The organism is Paenirhizobium cremeum (genome assembly GCF_047553425.1).
GTDB classification, from domain to species: domain Bacteria; phylum Pseudomonadota; class Alphaproteobacteria; order Rhizobiales; family Rhizobiaceae; genus Allorhizobium; species Allorhizobium cremeum.
On record NZ_CP180217.1, the window covers coordinates 78,294 to 94,764 of the forward strand.

At 60.3% G+C, this 16,471-nt stretch carries 18 protein-coding genes; 4 read left to right on the top strand and 14 right to left on the bottom strand.

The window, feature by feature from the left end; all coding sequences use genetic code 11:
* Nucleotides 1-117: 117 nt before the first annotated feature.
* The 9 genes from ACLBKR_RS00400 to ACLBKR_RS00440 all read right to left on the bottom strand — a co-directional run bounded on the left by ACLBKR_RS00400 (nucleotide 118) and on the right by ACLBKR_RS00440 (nucleotide 9,112).
* Nucleotides 118-2,631 carry a hypothetical protein gene (locus ACLBKR_RS00400; protein ID WP_414900217.1) on the bottom strand — a complete coding sequence of 838 codons (2,514 nt, stop codon included), beginning with the start codon at nucleotides 2,629-2,631 and terminating at the stop codon, nucleotides 118-120.
* A 129-nt stretch (nucleotides 2,632-2,760) separates the two neighbouring features.
* The gene (locus ACLBKR_RS00405) at nucleotides 2,761-3,270 is read right to left on the bottom strand and encodes a ribonuclease H family protein (protein ID WP_414900219.1); all 510 of its coding nucleotides are present in this window, start codon (nucleotides 3,268-3,270) and stop codon (nucleotides 2,761-2,763) included.
* Nucleotides 3,271-3,745: 475 nt separating this feature from the next.
* Nucleotides 3,746-4,159 carry a hypothetical protein gene (locus ACLBKR_RS00410; RefSeq protein WP_414900221.1) on the bottom strand — a complete coding sequence of 138 codons (414 nt, stop codon included), beginning with the start codon at nucleotides 4,157-4,159 and terminating at the stop codon, nucleotides 3,746-3,748.
* A gap of 236 nt (nucleotides 4,160-4,395) precedes the next feature.
* Nucleotides 4,396-4,962 carry a hypothetical protein gene (locus ACLBKR_RS00415; RefSeq protein WP_414900223.1) on the bottom strand — a complete coding sequence of 189 codons (567 nt, stop codon included), beginning with the start codon at nucleotides 4,960-4,962 and terminating at the stop codon, nucleotides 4,396-4,398.
* Between the two features lie 2 nt (nucleotides 4,963-4,964).
* The gene (locus ACLBKR_RS00420; RefSeq protein WP_414900225.1) at nucleotides 4,965-5,519 is read right to left on the bottom strand and encodes a hypothetical protein; all 555 of its coding nucleotides are present in this window, start codon (nucleotides 5,517-5,519) and stop codon (nucleotides 4,965-4,967) included.
* A 101-nt stretch (nucleotides 5,520-5,620) separates the two neighbouring features.
* Nucleotides 5,621-5,935: a hypothetical protein gene (locus ACLBKR_RS00425; RefSeq protein WP_414900227.1), complete on the bottom strand. Its 315-nt coding sequence runs from the start codon at nucleotides 5,933-5,935 to the stop codon at nucleotides 5,621-5,623.
* 783 nt (nucleotides 5,936-6,718) lie between these two features.
* Nucleotides 6,719-7,084, bottom strand: coding sequence for a hypothetical protein (locus tag ACLBKR_RS00430; RefSeq protein WP_414900229.1), 366 nt, complete (start codon nucleotides 7,082-7,084; stop codon nucleotides 6,719-6,721).
* Nucleotides 7,085-7,551: 467 nt separating this feature from the next.
* Nucleotides 7,552-8,187: a recombinase family protein gene (locus ACLBKR_RS00435; RefSeq protein WP_414900231.1), complete on the bottom strand. Its 636-nt coding sequence runs from the start codon at nucleotides 8,185-8,187 to the stop codon at nucleotides 7,552-7,554.
* A gap of 313 nt (nucleotides 8,188-8,500) precedes the next feature.
* A complete protein-coding gene (locus tag ACLBKR_RS00440) occupies nucleotides 8,501-9,112 on the bottom strand; it encodes a hypothetical protein (protein ID WP_113425278.1) in 612 nt (203 codons plus the stop codon).
* A 54-nt stretch (nucleotides 9,113-9,166) separates the two neighbouring features.
* Here ACLBKR_RS00440 and ACLBKR_RS00445 point away from each other — a divergent pair, with 54 nt between their 5' ends.
* Both ACLBKR_RS00445 and ACLBKR_RS00450 read left to right on the top strand, forming a co-directional pair.
* Nucleotides 9,167-9,538 carry a hypothetical protein gene (locus ACLBKR_RS00445; RefSeq protein WP_414900233.1) on the top strand — a complete coding sequence of 124 codons (372 nt, stop codon included), beginning with the start codon at nucleotides 9,167-9,169 and terminating at the stop codon, nucleotides 9,536-9,538.
* A gap of 90 nt (nucleotides 9,539-9,628) precedes the next feature.
* Nucleotides 9,629-11,122 (top strand): acetyl-CoA hydrolase/transferase family protein, encoded by a 1,494-nt coding sequence (locus tag ACLBKR_RS00450; protein WP_113446938.1) that lies wholly within the window; start codon nucleotides 9,629-9,631, stop codon nucleotides 11,120-11,122.
* Between the two features lie 6 nt (nucleotides 11,123-11,128).
* Here the strand turns inward: ACLBKR_RS00450 and ACLBKR_RS00455 are convergent, their stop codons facing one another.
* Nucleotides 11,129-11,431 (bottom strand): ArsR/SmtB family transcription factor, encoded by a 303-nt coding sequence (locus ACLBKR_RS00455; protein WP_112827739.1) that lies wholly within the window; start codon nucleotides 11,429-11,431, stop codon nucleotides 11,129-11,131.
* An 84-nt stretch (nucleotides 11,432-11,515) separates the two neighbouring features.
* Between ACLBKR_RS00455 and trxC the strand changes: the two genes are divergently transcribed.
* Together trxC and ACLBKR_RS00465 are read left to right on the top strand one after the other, a co-directional pair.
* Nucleotides 11,516-11,962, top strand: a complete 447-nt coding sequence (gene trxC / locus ACLBKR_RS00460; RefSeq protein WP_113338356.1) for a thioredoxin TrxC — start codon at nucleotides 11,516-11,518, stop codon at nucleotides 11,960-11,962.
* A 158-nt stretch (nucleotides 11,963-12,120) separates the two neighbouring features.
* Nucleotides 12,121-13,368 (top strand): alpha/beta hydrolase, encoded by a 1,248-nt coding sequence (locus ACLBKR_RS00465; RefSeq protein ID WP_414901848.1) that lies wholly within the window; start codon nucleotides 12,121-12,123, stop codon nucleotides 13,366-13,368.
* A 4-nt stretch (nucleotides 13,369-13,372) separates the two neighbouring features.
* On the opposite strand, the gene ACLBKR_RS00470 is transcribed toward ACLBKR_RS00465, so the two are convergent.
* Genes ACLBKR_RS00470 through ACLBKR_RS00485 form a run of 4 tightly spaced genes read right to left on the bottom strand, consistent with a single transcriptional unit; the run spans nucleotide 13,373 to nucleotide 16,372 of the window.
* Nucleotides 13,373-13,774: a hypothetical protein gene (locus tag ACLBKR_RS00470; RefSeq protein ID WP_113446937.1), complete on the bottom strand. Its 402-nt coding sequence runs from the start codon at nucleotides 13,772-13,774 to the stop codon at nucleotides 13,373-13,375.
* Nucleotides 13,771-15,132: an acetyl-CoA carboxylase biotin carboxylase subunit gene (accC, locus tag ACLBKR_RS00475; protein WP_113446936.1), complete on the bottom strand. Its 1,362-nt coding sequence runs from the start codon at nucleotides 15,130-15,132 to the stop codon at nucleotides 13,771-13,773. The genes ACLBKR_RS00470 and accC overlap by 4 nt, the downstream gene beginning before the upstream one ends.
* A gap of 4 nt (nucleotides 15,133-15,136) precedes the next feature.
* On the bottom strand, nucleotides 15,137-15,598 hold the full coding sequence (accB, locus tag ACLBKR_RS00480) for an acetyl-CoA carboxylase biotin carboxyl carrier protein (RefSeq protein ID WP_113446935.1): 462 nt from the start codon (nucleotides 15,596-15,598) through the stop codon (nucleotides 15,137-15,139).
* Between the two features lie 9 nt (nucleotides 15,599-15,607).
* Entirely contained in the window at nucleotides 15,608-16,372 is a 765-nt protein-coding gene (locus tag ACLBKR_RS00485) for a 5-oxoprolinase subunit PxpA (protein WP_113446934.1), read from the bottom strand.
* Nucleotides 16,373-16,471: the final 99 nt, after the last annotated feature.

Sequence of the window (16,471 nt, forward strand, 5' to 3'; positions counted from 1 at the left end):
AAATTTGTTCGCCATAAGCGAACTAATTTCGATTGTACGGCAGCGGTTTCCATATCCCGGATCATTAATGGTCCCGCCGGTTCCCCCGGCGAGACCCGTATGTCTAGCTTTCGCTTCTTATCGCCCGTCAATCCGCATAGTGGGATTGGTGCCGCCCCCAAGAACCGTCTGGCCCCCGATCTTCACTGTCGGGACCAACGAACGGAAGAAGTTGGACAGGGTTCGGTCAATCCGATCTCCGCGAGCCTTCGCTTCACCCATCTTCTTGAGGGCTTCCGCTTTCCGGGCTTCTGCCTGTTCACTAACCGTTTGATCGTTGGCGATGCGCTCATTCAGGTTGTCCCGGAGTTTTTCCGCAACGTACCTGTTCAGCCGGGACGGGTTGCTTTCCGCCCGCCGTTCCCACTTGAGAACCGTCTGGCGCTCACTTTCGATGGAAGCCTTGTACTCCTCCATGTACTTCGCTTGCTCCTCGGCCTTCGCCTTGATGAGCTTGTCAGCGATTTCCCTGTCAGACCGCTCCTTCTTGTCCCGGAGGACGGCCAGGTCCTTGGGCAGGACAAAGAAGCCGGTTCCGCCGTACTTCTTGGAGGCGATTTCCCACCTGCTCTGGCCGGAGGCGGGACGGACGTAGAGGTCCTGATCGTTGTCCTCGTCGGTGCGCCCGCGCTGGAGCATCATGGGACGAATGTCGGAAAGGTACTGCTCCATGAGCGGCGGGAAGTCGGGCGGAAGGTCCCGGTGATCGGGAACCAGAACGCCATTAATGACCACCGTGCTGTCGGCAAGGCGCTTGGGAAGCTCCCTTTTGATCTCCTTGAGCGTCATGTTCTCGTTCTCGGCCATCTGCCGGATTTCTCCGGTGAGATACTGCCGGTCGGAGGATCGGTCGTCCAAGTTCAGGTCGTCAATCAGGTCGTCCACAAGGTCCTGTTCGTCCTTCGCGGAGATTTGCCGATTGGAGGCTTTGTTCCAAGGAGACCGCGAACTCCACCCTGCGGCCACGCGAAGGGCCTCTTCCGGGGGCATACGGTTCCGCGTCACAAGCCGGTCATAGTGGTCCAGCATGGCGCGGCTGCTGTCGTCGGTAAGAAAGGTCCGAAGGTATGCCGGATTGCCCGCCTTCAAGCGGCGATACAGTTCCGCGTTCTTGACGAGATACTTGGCGGTTTCCCCGCCCTGCAACACCGTGTCGGAGGCCGCTCTACCGGCGAAGCCATTGAGGAGATTGTCCCACTCCTCGTTCTCGATCTTCTGACCGGCGTACCAGTCGAGGCGCTTTGCATCGACCGTGGCTTGGGCCTGATCCGGGTCCATGCCCTGCGAGACGAGCCGGTCCCTCTCGTTGGCCCATCCATCCTCCATTCGCTGGACAACGGCGTCCACCTGTTGCTTGACGGTGATCGTTCGGGTTCCTTCACCCGTGGGGGACGGAATTTCCTGATCCCGCAAGCGATTGATGCCGCCCATCCGGGACAGGACGCCCGCCGCTTCGGAATAGACCCGGTTTTCCTCGGACTTGGCATAGACGCGCTGTTGGGACTTGACCTCTTCGCCTTGCTCCTTCGCAAAGATGCGCGCCCGGTTCTCCTCGCTCTGGAGGACCTGACGTGTGAGGTAGCTGTCGGGGACCTTGCCCTTGAACTCCTCGGCGTCCCGCTTGGTGAACTCGCCGTTGCGAACCTTCTCCTCGATCCCGAGGCGGCTGTTCAGGTCCTTGTCAAGGAACTCCTGCTCGGCCACGCTCTCCGCCTGTTTGATGAGCCGGAGGGACTTGGTGCCGTACTCTCGGGTGGACATGAGCGACGGGACCTTACGCCCATCCGCGCCCACTCGGTCAGCCGACAGAAGCTCACGGGCCACGTCAACCTGACCCTTGAGGGCGTATTCCTCGGCAATGGCGTAGATGGTTTCGTTCTGCTCCTGCCCGGACATTCCGAGAAAGATGCGGTTTGCCGCCGACTTCTCGAACACCATCCGAGCGGCGTCCTTGGGGGACTTACCGTGGAGACCGATAGCGTCGTCAATCGTGGCCCGGAAGGAGCCGACAACAGTGGTCCCGATCTCACCCTTGACGATGGCCGTCTTCTCCTCGGCGTCCTTCTCCAGCCACGCCCGACCGAAGTCATTGGACAGGCGGTAGAGGTGGCCTCTGGAGACTTCGGAGGGAAGTCCTGCGGCGATCTCGGAGCGCATACGCTCGAACTCCTCGGCGGCATTGCCGTTGGAGCGGTCGAACTCGGTATTGTAGTATTCGGACCACCTCTTGCGGAGGTCGTCGTTGGCCCGCTCGGCAAGAAGAACTTCGGCGGCGTCCTGCTGGACCCGCTTCCCGTCGAGGGAGCCGGAGGCGATTTCCGCCGCAAGCTGCTCACGGTTCATCTGCTGGAGGCGGGCAATCTGCTCCCTGTTGGCCCTAGCGTTCGGGTCCTCCTCGGTCGATTTCGTGACCACGGCGTAGTTCTGGAGGGCGCTGTTCATGGAACCGAGGGCTTCCGCAAGGGCGCGGGCGTTGCCCCCGACTTCGCGCTGCTGTGGGCGGACAAAGGTGGAACCGGGGATGCCGGTCGGTTGAATTGCGGTCTTCTGGATAGGTCGAATTTGGACGTTGGTGCCGAATAATCCTGCCATGTGGCTATGCTCCTTTCACGGCGCGATGGCCGGTGTTAGAGAATGTGGAAATGGAAACGCCCCTGCCGTGGTACGAACAGGGGCGACGGGGGTGGTGGGAAGAAAGGTTCGGATGCGGTCGGAAGCCGATCAATCCGCGAACATGATTTCGGCAGCTTTCCGCCGCGCCAATTCCTTCTGTTGATCGGCAAGCCGGTCTACTTCCTCGTTCATCGGATCACCGGCATGGCCCCGGACCCATTCCCAAGTGATCGCCTTGCCCTCGGCAGCGGCAATGATCCGCTCCCATAGGTCCCGGTTCAGGACAGGCTTTCCGTCGCCCTTGCGCCACCCTTTGGCGATCCATCCGGCAAGCCATTTGGTCATACCGTCCGGAATCATGCTATTATCGCTGCGGATGATTATGGGCTGCGGCTCATCCGGTTTCAGGTATTCGAGCGCCGACGCCACGGCTGTCATTTCCATTCGGACATTGGTGGTTTCGGTCGGGTCAAAGCCTTCAACCCTGCGGCATTTCAGGGCGCTGCCGTCTGCGGCGATGCGGCGGAGAGTGGCGGCATAACCTCCGGGACCGGGGTTTCCGTGGCAAGAGCCATCGGTGTAAATCAGGATATGTGGCTGGTTCTGTGGATTTTTCATGCGGGTCTTTCGGTTGGAGTGAAGCGGCATCGGGCGGAGCCAATGGCCGGAAGACAGCGAAGGAAGACATGAGGACGGAACGCCATGTCTCGTGGAACCTTCGGGCGATGATGCGGAGCATGGGGAGGAAGGTGTTTCGAGACCATCCAGCGGATGCGACACGAAAATGAAAGACGACGGAGGGCGGCGCTCCGCCCGAAGACAACAAAGGTATGAAGGACGTTGACGAGAACACCTTGGCGAAGCCAATAAGAGGGTGTCTTGGCCGTTCGGCTTCTCGCCGTCCGTCCTCGTCGGCTCAAGTAGAGCGATTAGTCCCCGTGTCTTCCGCTTCTGATGGACCTTGTTCCAAGGTCAGCCAGAACATCCGACATAACCCTAATAGGTCATCATCCTTGGTGTCAGCCCGCGTTATCTACCCTCGTCCCGAACGTGGTTTTCTTTATATAGACAAGAACGGGTTTCATTTGACCAATCATGCCGCCAGCTTCTTCGCGTGGTATGACACAAGCTGTTTGGAGAGCCCCATCATTCTGGAAATCTCCGCCCGGCTCTTCCTCTGCTCCAGCAACCGCCGTACCTCTTCGCGAACCTCATGGCGGCGATTGGGCTTCCTCCCTGTCGCCCTGTTGTGGAGCCGATCCGCCACCCATTCCTGCCCCTTCGTGGTCAACACGTCATAGGGCGGTCCCGAGCGTGGCTCCAGCCGACGCCCCAAGCCGCCCTTGACGGCCTCCGAGGTGAGGCGGGCGGTATGCAGGTATTTCGGCGGGGCGGCTCCTCGGTCCCTGACTACAATCTCGGTCTGGAGAAGCCTCAAGGAGAGGAGCTTCTTCCGTAGTTCCCGAGGGCCGACGCCGATATGAGCGCCGAACTCGGTCAGGGACAATTCCCCTTCCCGGCGCGTTCGGGCCTTCCGTGGCGCACTGACCTGTCGCGTTGGTGATCCCTTGCGGCCTTCCCGAAGGCGTTCCAAAAGGCCCATGACCTGTTTCCCGAGCGGGGAAATGAAGGGCGAAGGATATGGCGGCGCTGGTTCAAAGGGCCGGGAAAAAGCATAGTAACCCCGGATTTCTTTGGGAGGAACGTCTTTTCCCTCCGCCGCCCGTTGGTCGTGATACGTCGTCACAGGCCAACCCCCGGCATTGCCTCCACAACACCCTTGAGCCGCTGGAAAGCCTCCTCTGCGGCCCGCTCCGCCTCTTCGTCCCGGACAACGGGCGTCAAGCGAATGGCTTCCTCCTCGACCTGCAATTCCGGCCAACGGGCTTGGATGGTCGCCAGCTTTGGCCGAAGCTCCCGGACGACACGTAGGGGCTCGACAACGTTTCGAGACATTCCCCATCCCCCGGAGGTCAATTGCTTGAGATAACGTGCGTCCCGTGACGCGGACCCGAGGAGACCGGGTAGGTCGTCGCTTTCTCCTCTATAAGCCCGGTGCTGCGGTTCCACTGATGGCTTCTGTTGGGCGGGGCATTGGCGCTGGAGGGCCATGAGGTGCGCTTCCAGTTCCTCGGCCAGCTTCACGGCGGCGGTCACGTTCGGCTTTGCCTTCTTGCCGCCCTTGAGGGCATTAAACAAGGCATGACCTTTTTGAGAGATGCGCGGTGCGAGCGGTGAGGAATAGCTATCCGAAGCGACAAGCGCGGCAACAATGTCTTCGGATGGAGCCGCCATCTCGGTCCTATTCATGGTTATTTCAGTTCCTTTATCGCGTTGATGATGGTTTGTTTCTCCTCCTCGGCGGCTCGGCGTTCTCGTTCCTCCAATTCGGCCAACTGAATACCTGGGCTCCCGAAAGCCAGCGCCAGCTTATGCCCGAGGATCGCTCCCGCTTTCGGCGTCATTTCCCGATAGATCGCCTGTTGCTGTCCGGTGGCGTGGACATAGCGGCTCCCCCGGTGGCGCGTGGAAAGCGCCCTTACGCGGCGGGCAAGCTGCATTCGGAAGGCCCTGTCATCGGCAAATCGGTCGGGACGTTCCCGCCACATGACGAACATGGCAAGGGCGGTGATGACGATCTCCCGAACCGGAGCGTCCGCATTGATGCCGAGGATTTCACGGGCGGCGGAACGCTCATAGCGGTTGCCGACACGCTTCTCCGCGATGGTGTTCGCATCGGAGACGATAGCGGCCCATGAGGTTTCCAGCGCGGGCCACAGAGGGCTTGTCGGGTTCTTGTCGATCCTCGCCCGGATGCGGGCAAGATAAGGATTGAGTTCGCCCTTTCCGATGCCGGTTTGGTTCACCGCGCCGTGTCGGCGGAGCATGGACTTATGGCGTCGGCAATGTGGAGAGAACTTGGAGGAAGTCGGATTGCCGCAATGGGGAGCGGCGCAAATGCGAGCCGTCAATGGAGGTTCCTCTTTCTGGCCCGTGCCGTGGCGAAGCTGGAAATCAGGGAGACACCTTCCGCCGCGTTTTGAAGCGAGGCGAGGACTTCCGGGGACGAAAGATCATCGCCCTTTGCCAGATCGCGAGCGGCGCGGTGTAGGTCCTCGGCAAGAGCAAGAAGGGTGCCGAACGCGGCTCCATTGGGGCTGGAGCGTAGGGCCTCATCGGTGAACCTGTGCGTCTCTATTGCGTCTGCGATATGGGCGATTGAAGTCCCGGCAATCAGCATAAGGGCATCGCGATCAATGGAGTTTGTGTCATTGTTCGACATGGTGTTTTCCTTTTCTCGTATCCGCCCCTACGGACACAGGGACGGGAAGATTAAAACTTAGGCATTGCTGCCTGTGGTGCATTTTCTTCACTGTTTCGGCCCTGCCGTGGGCCATCGTCAGCGGTCGAGGCGTCACGACCGGACAGGAAAGCCGTTACTGCGGCACTAGGTCGGCTCCTCGCGTATCCCGCCCCCTTTGGTTTATGCCGTGGCGGTGGGAAACCGCCGTGCCGAGCTTTCCAGCCGTGGGCTGTGGACTGCTCGGGGAACCTGTTGGAGACACGCCTTCTCCACCCGGAGCCCGTCAGGGACCGAAGGGAAAACACACGTCTCCGGCCCGTGAACACGTCACGGGGACCGTCCGGCTTGCTGCCGGTGTTTTGGGAGAATGCTGGCTTGGTGCTGGTAGTGCCGGAGAACCTCCTTGCGACTACCGCCAGCGGGCTTCATTTCGGCGGAGAGTGCCGCCGCACCGGAGAGGCTGAACACCTCATGAGCCGGGTTATAGACGCGGATACGAAATCCGTCAATACGGAAACTTTATCAAGCCTTTGTTTCTGCTATACAAATTCATATTTATGTCTTTTGCGAAGCATTGATTTTCAAACGGTTACGTCCGAACAAGGCGTGAATTTGTGACCAAATCTGTGACCGAGAAATTTTCAGGGAATGGACATACCGGGGTTAGCCGCCCTCCCTCCGGCCATTCGCGGACAAAGAAAAAGCCCCCGGCAGGAACCGGAGGCGACAGGGCAATTAAATGGCGTCGGGCGGGTGTGTGTGTCAGTTCAGCGCCAGAACCCCGCAAGCCAGTCCTTCAACAACATCACTCGGAACGGGCAACCATCCCCCGCCGATCTTGAACGCCTCCTCCAGCTTGGAAGCCGCCCATTCAATCGGCTGTGAAAGCTCCCGGTCAGCCTCGCTGTGGCCCCAAGCGGCGCTCCGAAGGGCGCACATTAGAAACTCAACCGAAGTTGCCAGCGCGTCCACCGTCTCCGCCGTTGTGTTCTCGTCTTCCCCAGCTTCCAATACGGCGCGGATGGACGTGTTCAGAAATTCGGCCAAGGTGGAGATATTATAGGCCCGGTCAGCGGCGGTTGCACCGTGGGCGATGGTGGCGAAGTGGTTCAAAAGCTGGTTCTGCATATCCGTGGTTCCTTTTGCTGTCGGGGCCTATTCCCCTGTTCGTCTCGATTGGACAGCCGGAGCATGGATAGAAATTTCATGTTTGAAAACAATTATTTAGTCCCGATAATGGGACGATTTTCGCCCCTGTCGAAACCCTCCCGATAGTGGGAATGGGAAAGCCAAGCGCGGCACCGGAAGGGGCGACATGCGGGCAACGGATGGTGCCGATAGTGGGACGGTTTCTATGTCGATCACGAATTGTTACAAAGACATTCGGACAGTGTGAGGGCATGAAAAAGCCCCCGGAAGTGATCCGAGGGCGGAGCCTGTAGAGGGCGAGACAGGTGGTGCGGAGGGTGCTATGGGCGGGGCCAGACCCTACCACCGGAAGAACGTGTCGTAGACGCCCCATATTCCGGCCAGCGTCATTCCGCCGATAGTGGCATAGCAAATGCCGGTCATGATGATTTCCGCAATCGTCATGGTTATGCCTCCTCCCACTTTGCTAAAGCCTTCTCGGCCCCCACCCGGTCATCCCTGATCCTCAGAATGGCTTGTCTGGATAGCCCCGTGGCCTTCGATATGGCAGACGCCCCGGCCCCCTGTGCCAACATATCGACAACCTCCGCGAACGTATTCCGGTCATAGCTCGGCTTCTTCCCCCGATACCTCGTCTCATCCCCCTTCCTCGCCTCGATACCGGCCCGTTGAGCGGCCTTCGTCGCCTCGGCCTGTGCCTGTGCCGTCGCGGCCATGAAGGCTATCAGCGCGTCCCTGACGGCCTGTTGCACGGGGTCCGTAGTCGCTCCGTCGAATGTCATGTTGTTGATGACGGTGCGGATGACGACGCCTTGCCGCATGAAATGGCGGATCGTGTCCGTCACGTCCTGATAGTTGCGGCCCAAGCGATCAACCCACCTGACCACAAGCGTATCCCCGCGCCGGAGCTTATCGAACAGCCTCCTTCCCTCGGGCCGCTCCTGCAATCGTGTCGAGACGCCCGACACGCCCTCGTCGGCAATCACCTCGTCAATGACAAAGCCCGCTGCCTCGGCTTGGGTCCGTTGGTGAGAAAGGTTCTGCTCTAGCGTGGAGACGCGGGCGTAGAGAATGGTGGTCATGGGCTGCTCCGATATGTCCGTATGGGATGTGTCCGTTAATATGCCTGTCCGTTGAAAGAAGTCAACCCATACGGACACACTTTCCCGGCCTCTTGCGTGCGTCCGTTGAAGTATACCCTTGTGGACATAAATAGGCGGGCGACCAGCGCCAGAGCGTGGCGCTAATAAGGAAGAAGGTGGAGCCGGTGGTCTGGGATGGGCAGGAACCGGAGGACGGCCCTATGCGGGCATCGGATAGCGAGAAGGAAGGGGCCACGGGGGTAGCGCGGGTCATCACCTGTCGAGGTCGATGCCTCAGATTTTTGAGCCATTTTTAAACCGGCACAATCGAAAGGCCGCTGACTTCTCCCGAACGGGCAACAAGCGCAATCTGGAGGCCAGCCATTTTGACACGGGGCCGCTCTCTCCAGTCGGTGGCTATGCGGCGGAATGCCGGGGTGTCGGGAACCGCCGCGACGAGAATGTCGCTAGGGGCGGACGGGAAGAGGAGAGCTTGGCCCAGTGCCGAAGTGAGAAGTGGATACTCCTTGCTGCCCGGAAGTTTCACCAACGGGCCTTTCTTACACTCCGCTATTATCCTCCGCCCGCCAACGACTGCCACCACGTCCCCCATACCAGAACGGGAATGGATGCGCATGAGTGCATCCCGCCGCCGATACGTTGCGGCCCAATCGTTGCGGCCCATATTGGCGCGCTCGGCAACATTCCAGCCATGCACGGCAAGGTATCCCCGAATATCGAAAACGTCCGCACCGTGAACCCGCACCGAAGCGCCGTCGATAGCTACGTCAACTGTTCCAGCGAAGGACGGCAATTCAGAAAGGTACTCTGCCAGCCGGATAGAGACTTCGGCTTCCGGCATTCGGTCAATCGTTTCGTTCCAAGGTGCATTCGCCGCTCCGTTTCCTATGCTCAATTGTGCCATGCCGCCCGTCACCTTTTCAAGAATAAGCGACAAAATACGGAGCGGCGGCACCGGATGGCAAGACAGGCATTGATTAAACCCGGCCACCTAGATAAATTTGTGGTTGCGGTCCACATTTGGAGCCGTATGAAGTCCACACGAGCAAATTGGATCGAAGGCCGGATTGGCAGTAAGGCATTGAAATATACCGGATATTTCGGATTTCTTGAGGGGCGCATTCCATTCCCGACACGCTCTTCGGGTGCGCCATTTCTTTCCATATATTCTTTCCTTCTCATGGCCGTGAACGGCTCATCGCTGACATCTCGTCTGTCGGATGATGAGAATATCGCCCGTATGTCTCCATCGCATCTCATGGTCGACTCGAATCCAGAAGATATGCACAGATTGCATGTCAGGTCTGCTGCCGATCAGACTGAAGGATGATTGCGCCCGTGGCGGGCTGGCCGGTAAGCCATTGGCCACTCGCCTCGCTGTCAGGCGCCCGCAAAGTTATTCCATCGATAAGGACGAGAGATGTTGCGCGACCGGATCCGATACAAGCCCTTGCTTGACCGCGTGGTGAGCGCCGAACAGGCCGCAAGCTTCATCAAGGACGGCATGACTGTCGGCATGAGTGGCTTCACGCGTGCGGGCGAAGCGAAGGCGGTACCGCTGGCTCTGGCCGAGCGCGCGAAGAAGGATCCGTTAAAGATCACGCTGATGACCGGGGCCTCGCTGGGCAACGATCTGGACAAGACCCTGGCGGAGGCTCATGTGCTCGCCCGCCGCATTCCGTTCCAGTCCGATCCCGGCCTGCGCAAGGCGATCAACGCCGGCGAGGTCATGTTCATCGACCAGCATCTGTCGGAAACGGTCGAGCAGTTGCGGACCAACCAGATCAAGCCGGTCGATATCGCCGTGATCGAGGCCGTCGCCATCACCGAGCACGGTGGCATCGTGCCGACCACGTCCGTCGGCAATTCGGCAAGTTTTGCGATTCTTGCGGACAAGGTCATCGTCGAGCTTAATCTCTCCCAGCCGGTGACGCTGGAAGGTCTTCACGACATCTATATTCCGACACGCCGACCCGCCCGCATGCCGATCCCGGTGGTCACGCCGGAAGCCCGCGTTGGACTGCCCTTCATTCCGATTCCGCCGGAAAAGATCGTCGGGATCGTCGTGTCGGAGAAGCTCGACAGTTCCGCGACCATCCAGTCGCCGGATGTCGAAACCAGGGCGATTGCCGGACACCTCACGGATTTCCTGCTGAACGAAGTGAAGCAAGGGCGCATGGGTTACGAACTGCAGCCGCTGCAGGCCGGTATCGGCACCATCGCCAATGCCGTTCTGCACGGCTTCATCGATACGCCCTTCCATGACCTGAAGATGTATTCGGAAGTGCTGCAGGATTCGACTTTCGAACTTTTTGATGCAGGCAAGCTCACCTTTGCTTCGGGTTCATCGATCACCTTGTCGGCCGGCATGTATCAGAAGGTGCTGCCGCGCCTTGCCGAATACAAACATCGCCTGATCCTGCGGCCGCAGGAGATCAGCAACCATCCGGAGGTTATCCGGCGTCTCGGCCTGATCTGTATCAACACTGCGCTCGAATTCGACATCTACGGCAATGTCAACTCGACCCATGTGGGCGGCACCCACATGATGAACGGGATCGGTGGGTCGGGCGATTTCGCGCGAAACGGCTTCATGTCGATCTTCGTGACCAAATCGGTTGCCAAGAACGGTGCCATTTCCTCCGTCGTGCCGATGGTAAGCCACGTCGATCACACCGAACACGATGTCGACGTGCTGGTAACAGAGGTCGGCCTTGCGGACCTGCGCGGTCTCGCTCCGCGCGAGCGTGCCGCGGTCATCATCGCCAACTGTGTCGAACCGAGCTACCGCGATGCCCTGCAGGATTACTTCGACCGCGCGGTGAAGCGCGGCGGCCAGACGCCTCACGTCATCGAGGAGGCGCTGTCCTGGCATGTGAACCTGCGTGAGAAAGGCACCATGCGGCCCGCCTGAGGCGGGTCACACGGCGCAATAGGTTCCGTAAAGAGCCGTAATCACGTTGCGCGCCGGTTCGCTCTCTATCCGGTACCAGATGGTCTGGCCATCCCTGCGACCGGCGATGATCTTGTCGCGGCGCAGGAGCGCCAGATGCTGCGACACGGTCGAATCCCGGATACCGAGAAATTCGGCGAGCTGCCCGACAGAGCGTTCGCCATCCACCAGTTGGCAAAGGATCAGCAGCCGGTGACGGTTGGCCAGCGCCTTGAGCAGTTCGCTGGCGTCGTCGGCCGCAGTTTGCATGGAATCGGGGTCAATTTTCATTGTTGCGTATCTACGTTAGAATGAATATATTGTCAAGTGACCCACCCCGCCAGCATGGGGTTTGAAATCGCGGAGAATTGCAAGATGTCCGACGAGCTAAAAATCGTTTGTCCGCAATGTTCTGCCGTCAATCGGCTGTCATCGGCGCGTCCGGCTGCAGAGGCGCGTTGCGGCAAATGCGGGCACGCGCTGTTCGCGGGGCATCCCGTGGAGGCGAATGGCGTCACTTTTGAAAAACACACGAGCCGGAACGACATCCCGGTGCTGGTCGACGTCTGGGCACCCTGGTGCGGTCCCTGCCGCATGATGGCACCGGCCTTCGCGGAGGCAGCGGCGACTCTTGAGCCTTCCGTACGCCTTTTGAAGCTCAATTCGGATGCAGAGCCTCAGGTGAGCGCAGGCCTCGGCATCCGTGGCATTCCGACCATGCTGCTTTTTCGCGGCGGACGGGAAATCGGCCGCGTGTCTGGTGCAATGACCGCCCGCCAGATTGTCGACTGGACGAAGGGGACCCTCGGCGGCGCTGCCTGACCGCCCGATCCAGAGGGCGTATGGGGACTGGAAACCGGCCTTGAAGCCCGCTAAAACTAAAGCCGCTGCTTGCGTCTTGCGTTGGAGGGCTGCCGTCCTTGACATCCGTCGAACCTGATACCGGAGTTCGAATTGCTCTCCTTCACCGAGTTGGCTTGATCGTCCGTGGCCTCTGCACGCTTTCGATCGTCTTGCCGGTGCTTGCTGCCTGCGCCGGCCGGCCGATCGGCGTCATGGAGCCGGTCGGAAAGATCGCCGATGGAGCGACCCGAGTGGACCTGATTGCCGCGACCACCCGTGCGCCCGCAGCCGACAAGGCGATCCTCTTTACCGGGGAGCGCGGCACGGGCCTGATGATCGATGCGGTCACAATTTCCATTCCACCCGATGACAAACGGACCGTCGGCCAGGTTCAATGGCCCAAGAAGCTTCCGCCGGATCTCGAAAAGGATTTCGCAACGGTCGCTGTCGAGCCGATCGAGACGCGCCAGGAAGGCGAGAAATGGCTCGCCCGGCATGTGCCGAAAAGCCGCCGCGTCCTGGTCTTCGTGCACGGCTTCAACAATCTCTATGAAGAGGCGGTCTACCGCTTCGCCCAGATTGTGCATGACTCAAAGGCGGACGTCGTGCCTGTCGTGTTCACATGGCCGTCCCGCGGGTCGATTTTCGACTACGCCTATGACAAGGAGAGCACCAACTATTCACGCGACGCGCTGGAGGATCTGTTGACCCAGATCGCGCGCAACCCGGCGGTAGGCGAGATCACTGTCATGGCCCACTCCATGGGAACCTGGCTTGCCGTCGAAGCCTTGCGTCAGATGGCGATCCGCAATGGGCGCATCGACCCGAAGATCGGCAACGTTATCCTAGCGGCGCCGGACCTCGATGTCGACGTGTTCGCCCAGCAGTTCCAGAGTTTCCGGGGCAAGGCGCCGCATTTCACGCTCTTCGTTTCGCGTGACGATCGTGCGCTGACGCTTTCCAAGCGTATTTCCGGCAATGTCGAGCGCCTCGGCCGCATCGATCCATCGGTTGAGCCCTATCGCAGTGAACTGGAAAAGGCCGGGATTACGGTTCTGGACCTGACCAAGCTGAAATCCGGCGACCGGCTCAATCACGGCAAGTTTGCAGAAAGTCCCGAGGTCGTTCGCCTCATTGGAGACCGCCTGATCGCGGGCCAAGCGGTGACGGAATCCCAGATCGGCATTGGCGAGAGCCTTGGCGCCGTGGCGATTGGCGCCACCAATACCGTGGGTCAGGCGGCGAGTTCTGTGATCTCGGCTCCGATTGCCATCTTCGATCCACGCACCCGCCGAAACTACGGTCAGCAATTGCTGCTTCTCGGCAATTCCGCCGGAAATACTGTCGGTGCGGTGGGAGACAGCCTGGGAACCGTGGGGAACTGACCGGTCAGCGCCTTCCCGGATGCAGAAGGAAGAGGGGCCTGCCGTAGTCGGCAAGCGTGCCGTCCTCGATCAGTCGTTCGGTCAAAATACCGTCCCGAGGCGCGAGCACGGGACGTAACAGCATGCCTATCTGCAGAAAACCGATGATTTCGCCTTCCCGCACGTGCCGTGGTAACTCGACCGGTTGCGGTGAGACGGGATGTGCCGAACGGAAGATGCCGATATGGGGCGACCCGATTTCGATCGGTGCGGGGAGCGGTAAAGTTTCGTCGGATCGAGCGGGCGTTGCTTCGGTTATCCGGCCGTTGCCGGCGATGATATGCCGTGTTTCGTCCTCGTATTCGAATTCGGCGATGTCGTATCGTTCGAGAAGTCTGAGAACGGCCTCAAGCCATGCGTCGCTCATCGGCTCTTTCTCCCGAAACCCTCGGCGAGCAGGCGTTCGAGGTGATGGATGTCAAAGCCGCCATTCATGATGCCCGGTTCGCCGAGAAGCGTCTGGTGGAGCGCAATCGTTGTCTCCGGTCCGACGATGACCGTTTCATTCAGCGCGCGCCGCATGCGGGCAAGCGCGACTTCCCGTGTTGGACCATGGGCGATCAGTTTGGCGATGAGCGAATCGTAATGGGGCGGGATCGTGTAGCCGGGATAGAGATGCGTATCCATTCGGATTCCAGGCCCGCCGGGCGCGATGAAGCGGGACACCGCGGCTGGAGAGGGCGTGAAGGTGAAGGGATGTTCGGCATTGATCCGGCATTCGATGGCATGGCCGGAGAAAGCAACGTCCTCCTGTTTCACCTTTAGCGGTTCGCCCATCGCGATCTTCAGTTGTTCACGCACGATGTCGATGCCGGTGATTTCCTCCGTCACCGGATGCTCGACCTGAACCCGCGTATTCATCTCGATGAAGTAAAACGAACCGTTCTCGTAAAGGAACTCGAAGGTTCCCGCTCCGCGATAACCGATGGCAAGACAAGCCTCGGCGCAGCGCCTGCCTATGCTGTCGATGGTCTCGGATGCGATGCCGGGAGGGGGCGCTTCCTCGATCAGTTTCTGGTGTCGGCGCTGGGTAGAGCAGTCGCGCGCGCCGAGATGGATCGCATGGCCGTGGGCATCGGCAAGCACCTGGATCTCCACATGGCGCGGAAATTCGAGGAAACGCTCGAGATAGACTTCCGGATTGCCGAAGGCGCGCCCGGCTTCCTCCCGTGCCATCTGTACCGCTGTGGCAAGCGCCGTTGGTTCGCGCACGATGCGCATGCCGCGCCCGCCGCCGCCGCCCGATGCCTTGACGATCAGCGGATAGCCGACTTCATCGCCGATTGCCGCGATGGCTTCCGGATCGTCCGGCAGGCTGCTGTCCGGTCCGGGCACGCAAGGCACGCCGGCTGCAATCATTGCGCGCTTGGCCGCTACTTTGTCGCCCATCATGCGGATTGCGTCGGCAGGCGGTCCGACAAAGGCGAGACCTTTCGCCTCGACCATTGCTGCGAAGCGGGCGTTCTCAGAGAGAAAGCCATAACCGGGATGGATGGCTCCGGCGCTGGTCAACCTTGCCGCAAGCAGGATCTCATCGATGTCGAGATAGCTGCGGGCGGCCGGAGCCGGCCCGATACAGAGCGCCTGATCGGCGAGCTGTACGTGGCGCAGCTCCCGGTCGGCCTCGGAATGGATGGCGATGGTCCTGAGGCCAAGGTCGCGGCAGGCTCGGAGAATGCGCAGGGCGATTTCCCCGCGATTGGCGATCAGGACGCTGTCGAACATCGCCTCAGTCCGTCAGCAAAGTGATGAGAGGTGTCCCGGCTGTCACCGGCTGCCCGTCCTCGACGAGGATATGGCCTATACGACCGGCAATGGGGGCCTCGACCGGATTGAGCATCTTCATCGCCTCGATGAGCGCAAGTGTCTGGCCTTCTTCGATCAGATCGCCTTCCCGGGCATAGGGGTCGGCGCCCGGCGCCGGTGCGCGGTAGAAGGTGCCGGGCAGGCCGGCGACCACGACCGTTTCGACGCTGCTTTCGACCTCCGGCAGAGCAAGCAGCGAAGCGATTTCGGCAGCGGCCATTGCTTCCGGCGTTTCGCTTCGCGCCGAGGCCGGAACGACCGGTGCCCCGTTCCGGCTCGAGGTTTTGGAAAGGCGGATGCGCATGCCCGCCTCAGAAACCTCCAACTCGTTCAGCGTCGAATCCTGCAGCATTTCCATAAGTTTGGCGATAACGGCCAGATCCATGCGATGTCCTCAGCGCAGGAAGTTGCGGATGGTGATGCCGGCATCTTCGAGCCCGGCGCGCACGCGTGCCGCAATCCCGACGGCGGACGGCGTGTCGCTGTGGACGCAGATGGAATCGATCGGCGTAACGATCGCCCGGCCGGTGATGGTCTCGATCGCGCCGTTCCTGACCATGCGCACCACCCGTTCTGCAGCCGCCGCCGCATCGTGGATGACTGCTCCCGATTTGCTCCGGTGAACGAGGAAACCTTCATCCGTATAGGCACGGTCGGCGAAGATCTCGGAACGGCAGGCAAGTCCCATCTCCCGCGCCAACCGCTCCTGATGGCCGAGCGCGATGGTGAGGCAAACAAGCTTCGGATCGACCGCCTTGATCGCATTGTTGACGGCCCGCGCGACGCTTTCGTCCTGCTGGGTCAGGTTGCCGAGTGCGCCATGGGCTTTCACATGAGTAATCGGGTGACCGACATAGGTTGCAAGCGCCTGCGCCGAACCGACCTGGTAGGCGACGAGCCGTTCGATTTCTCCAGCCGAAAAGGGAATATTGCGCCGGCCAAAACCCCAGAGATCGGGAAAGCCGGGATGGGCGCCGACCGCCACGCCCTTTTCCTTCGCCAGAGCAAAAGTCTGCGCCATGATTTCGGGATCGCCGGCATGCAGGCCGCAGGCTATGTTGGCGGAACTGACGATCGACAGCATTGCCGCGTCGTCACCCATCCTGTAGGCGCCGAAGCCTTCGCCCATGTCTGAGTTGAGATCGACGCTGAGGCTCATGTCCTTGCTCCGTGTGTTCGGTCCTTGCCAATTCTAAGGGGAGCTTCGGGGAACAGACAATGGCGGCCGCGAAGAAATGCTTGGGGTCTCCACAGGCTT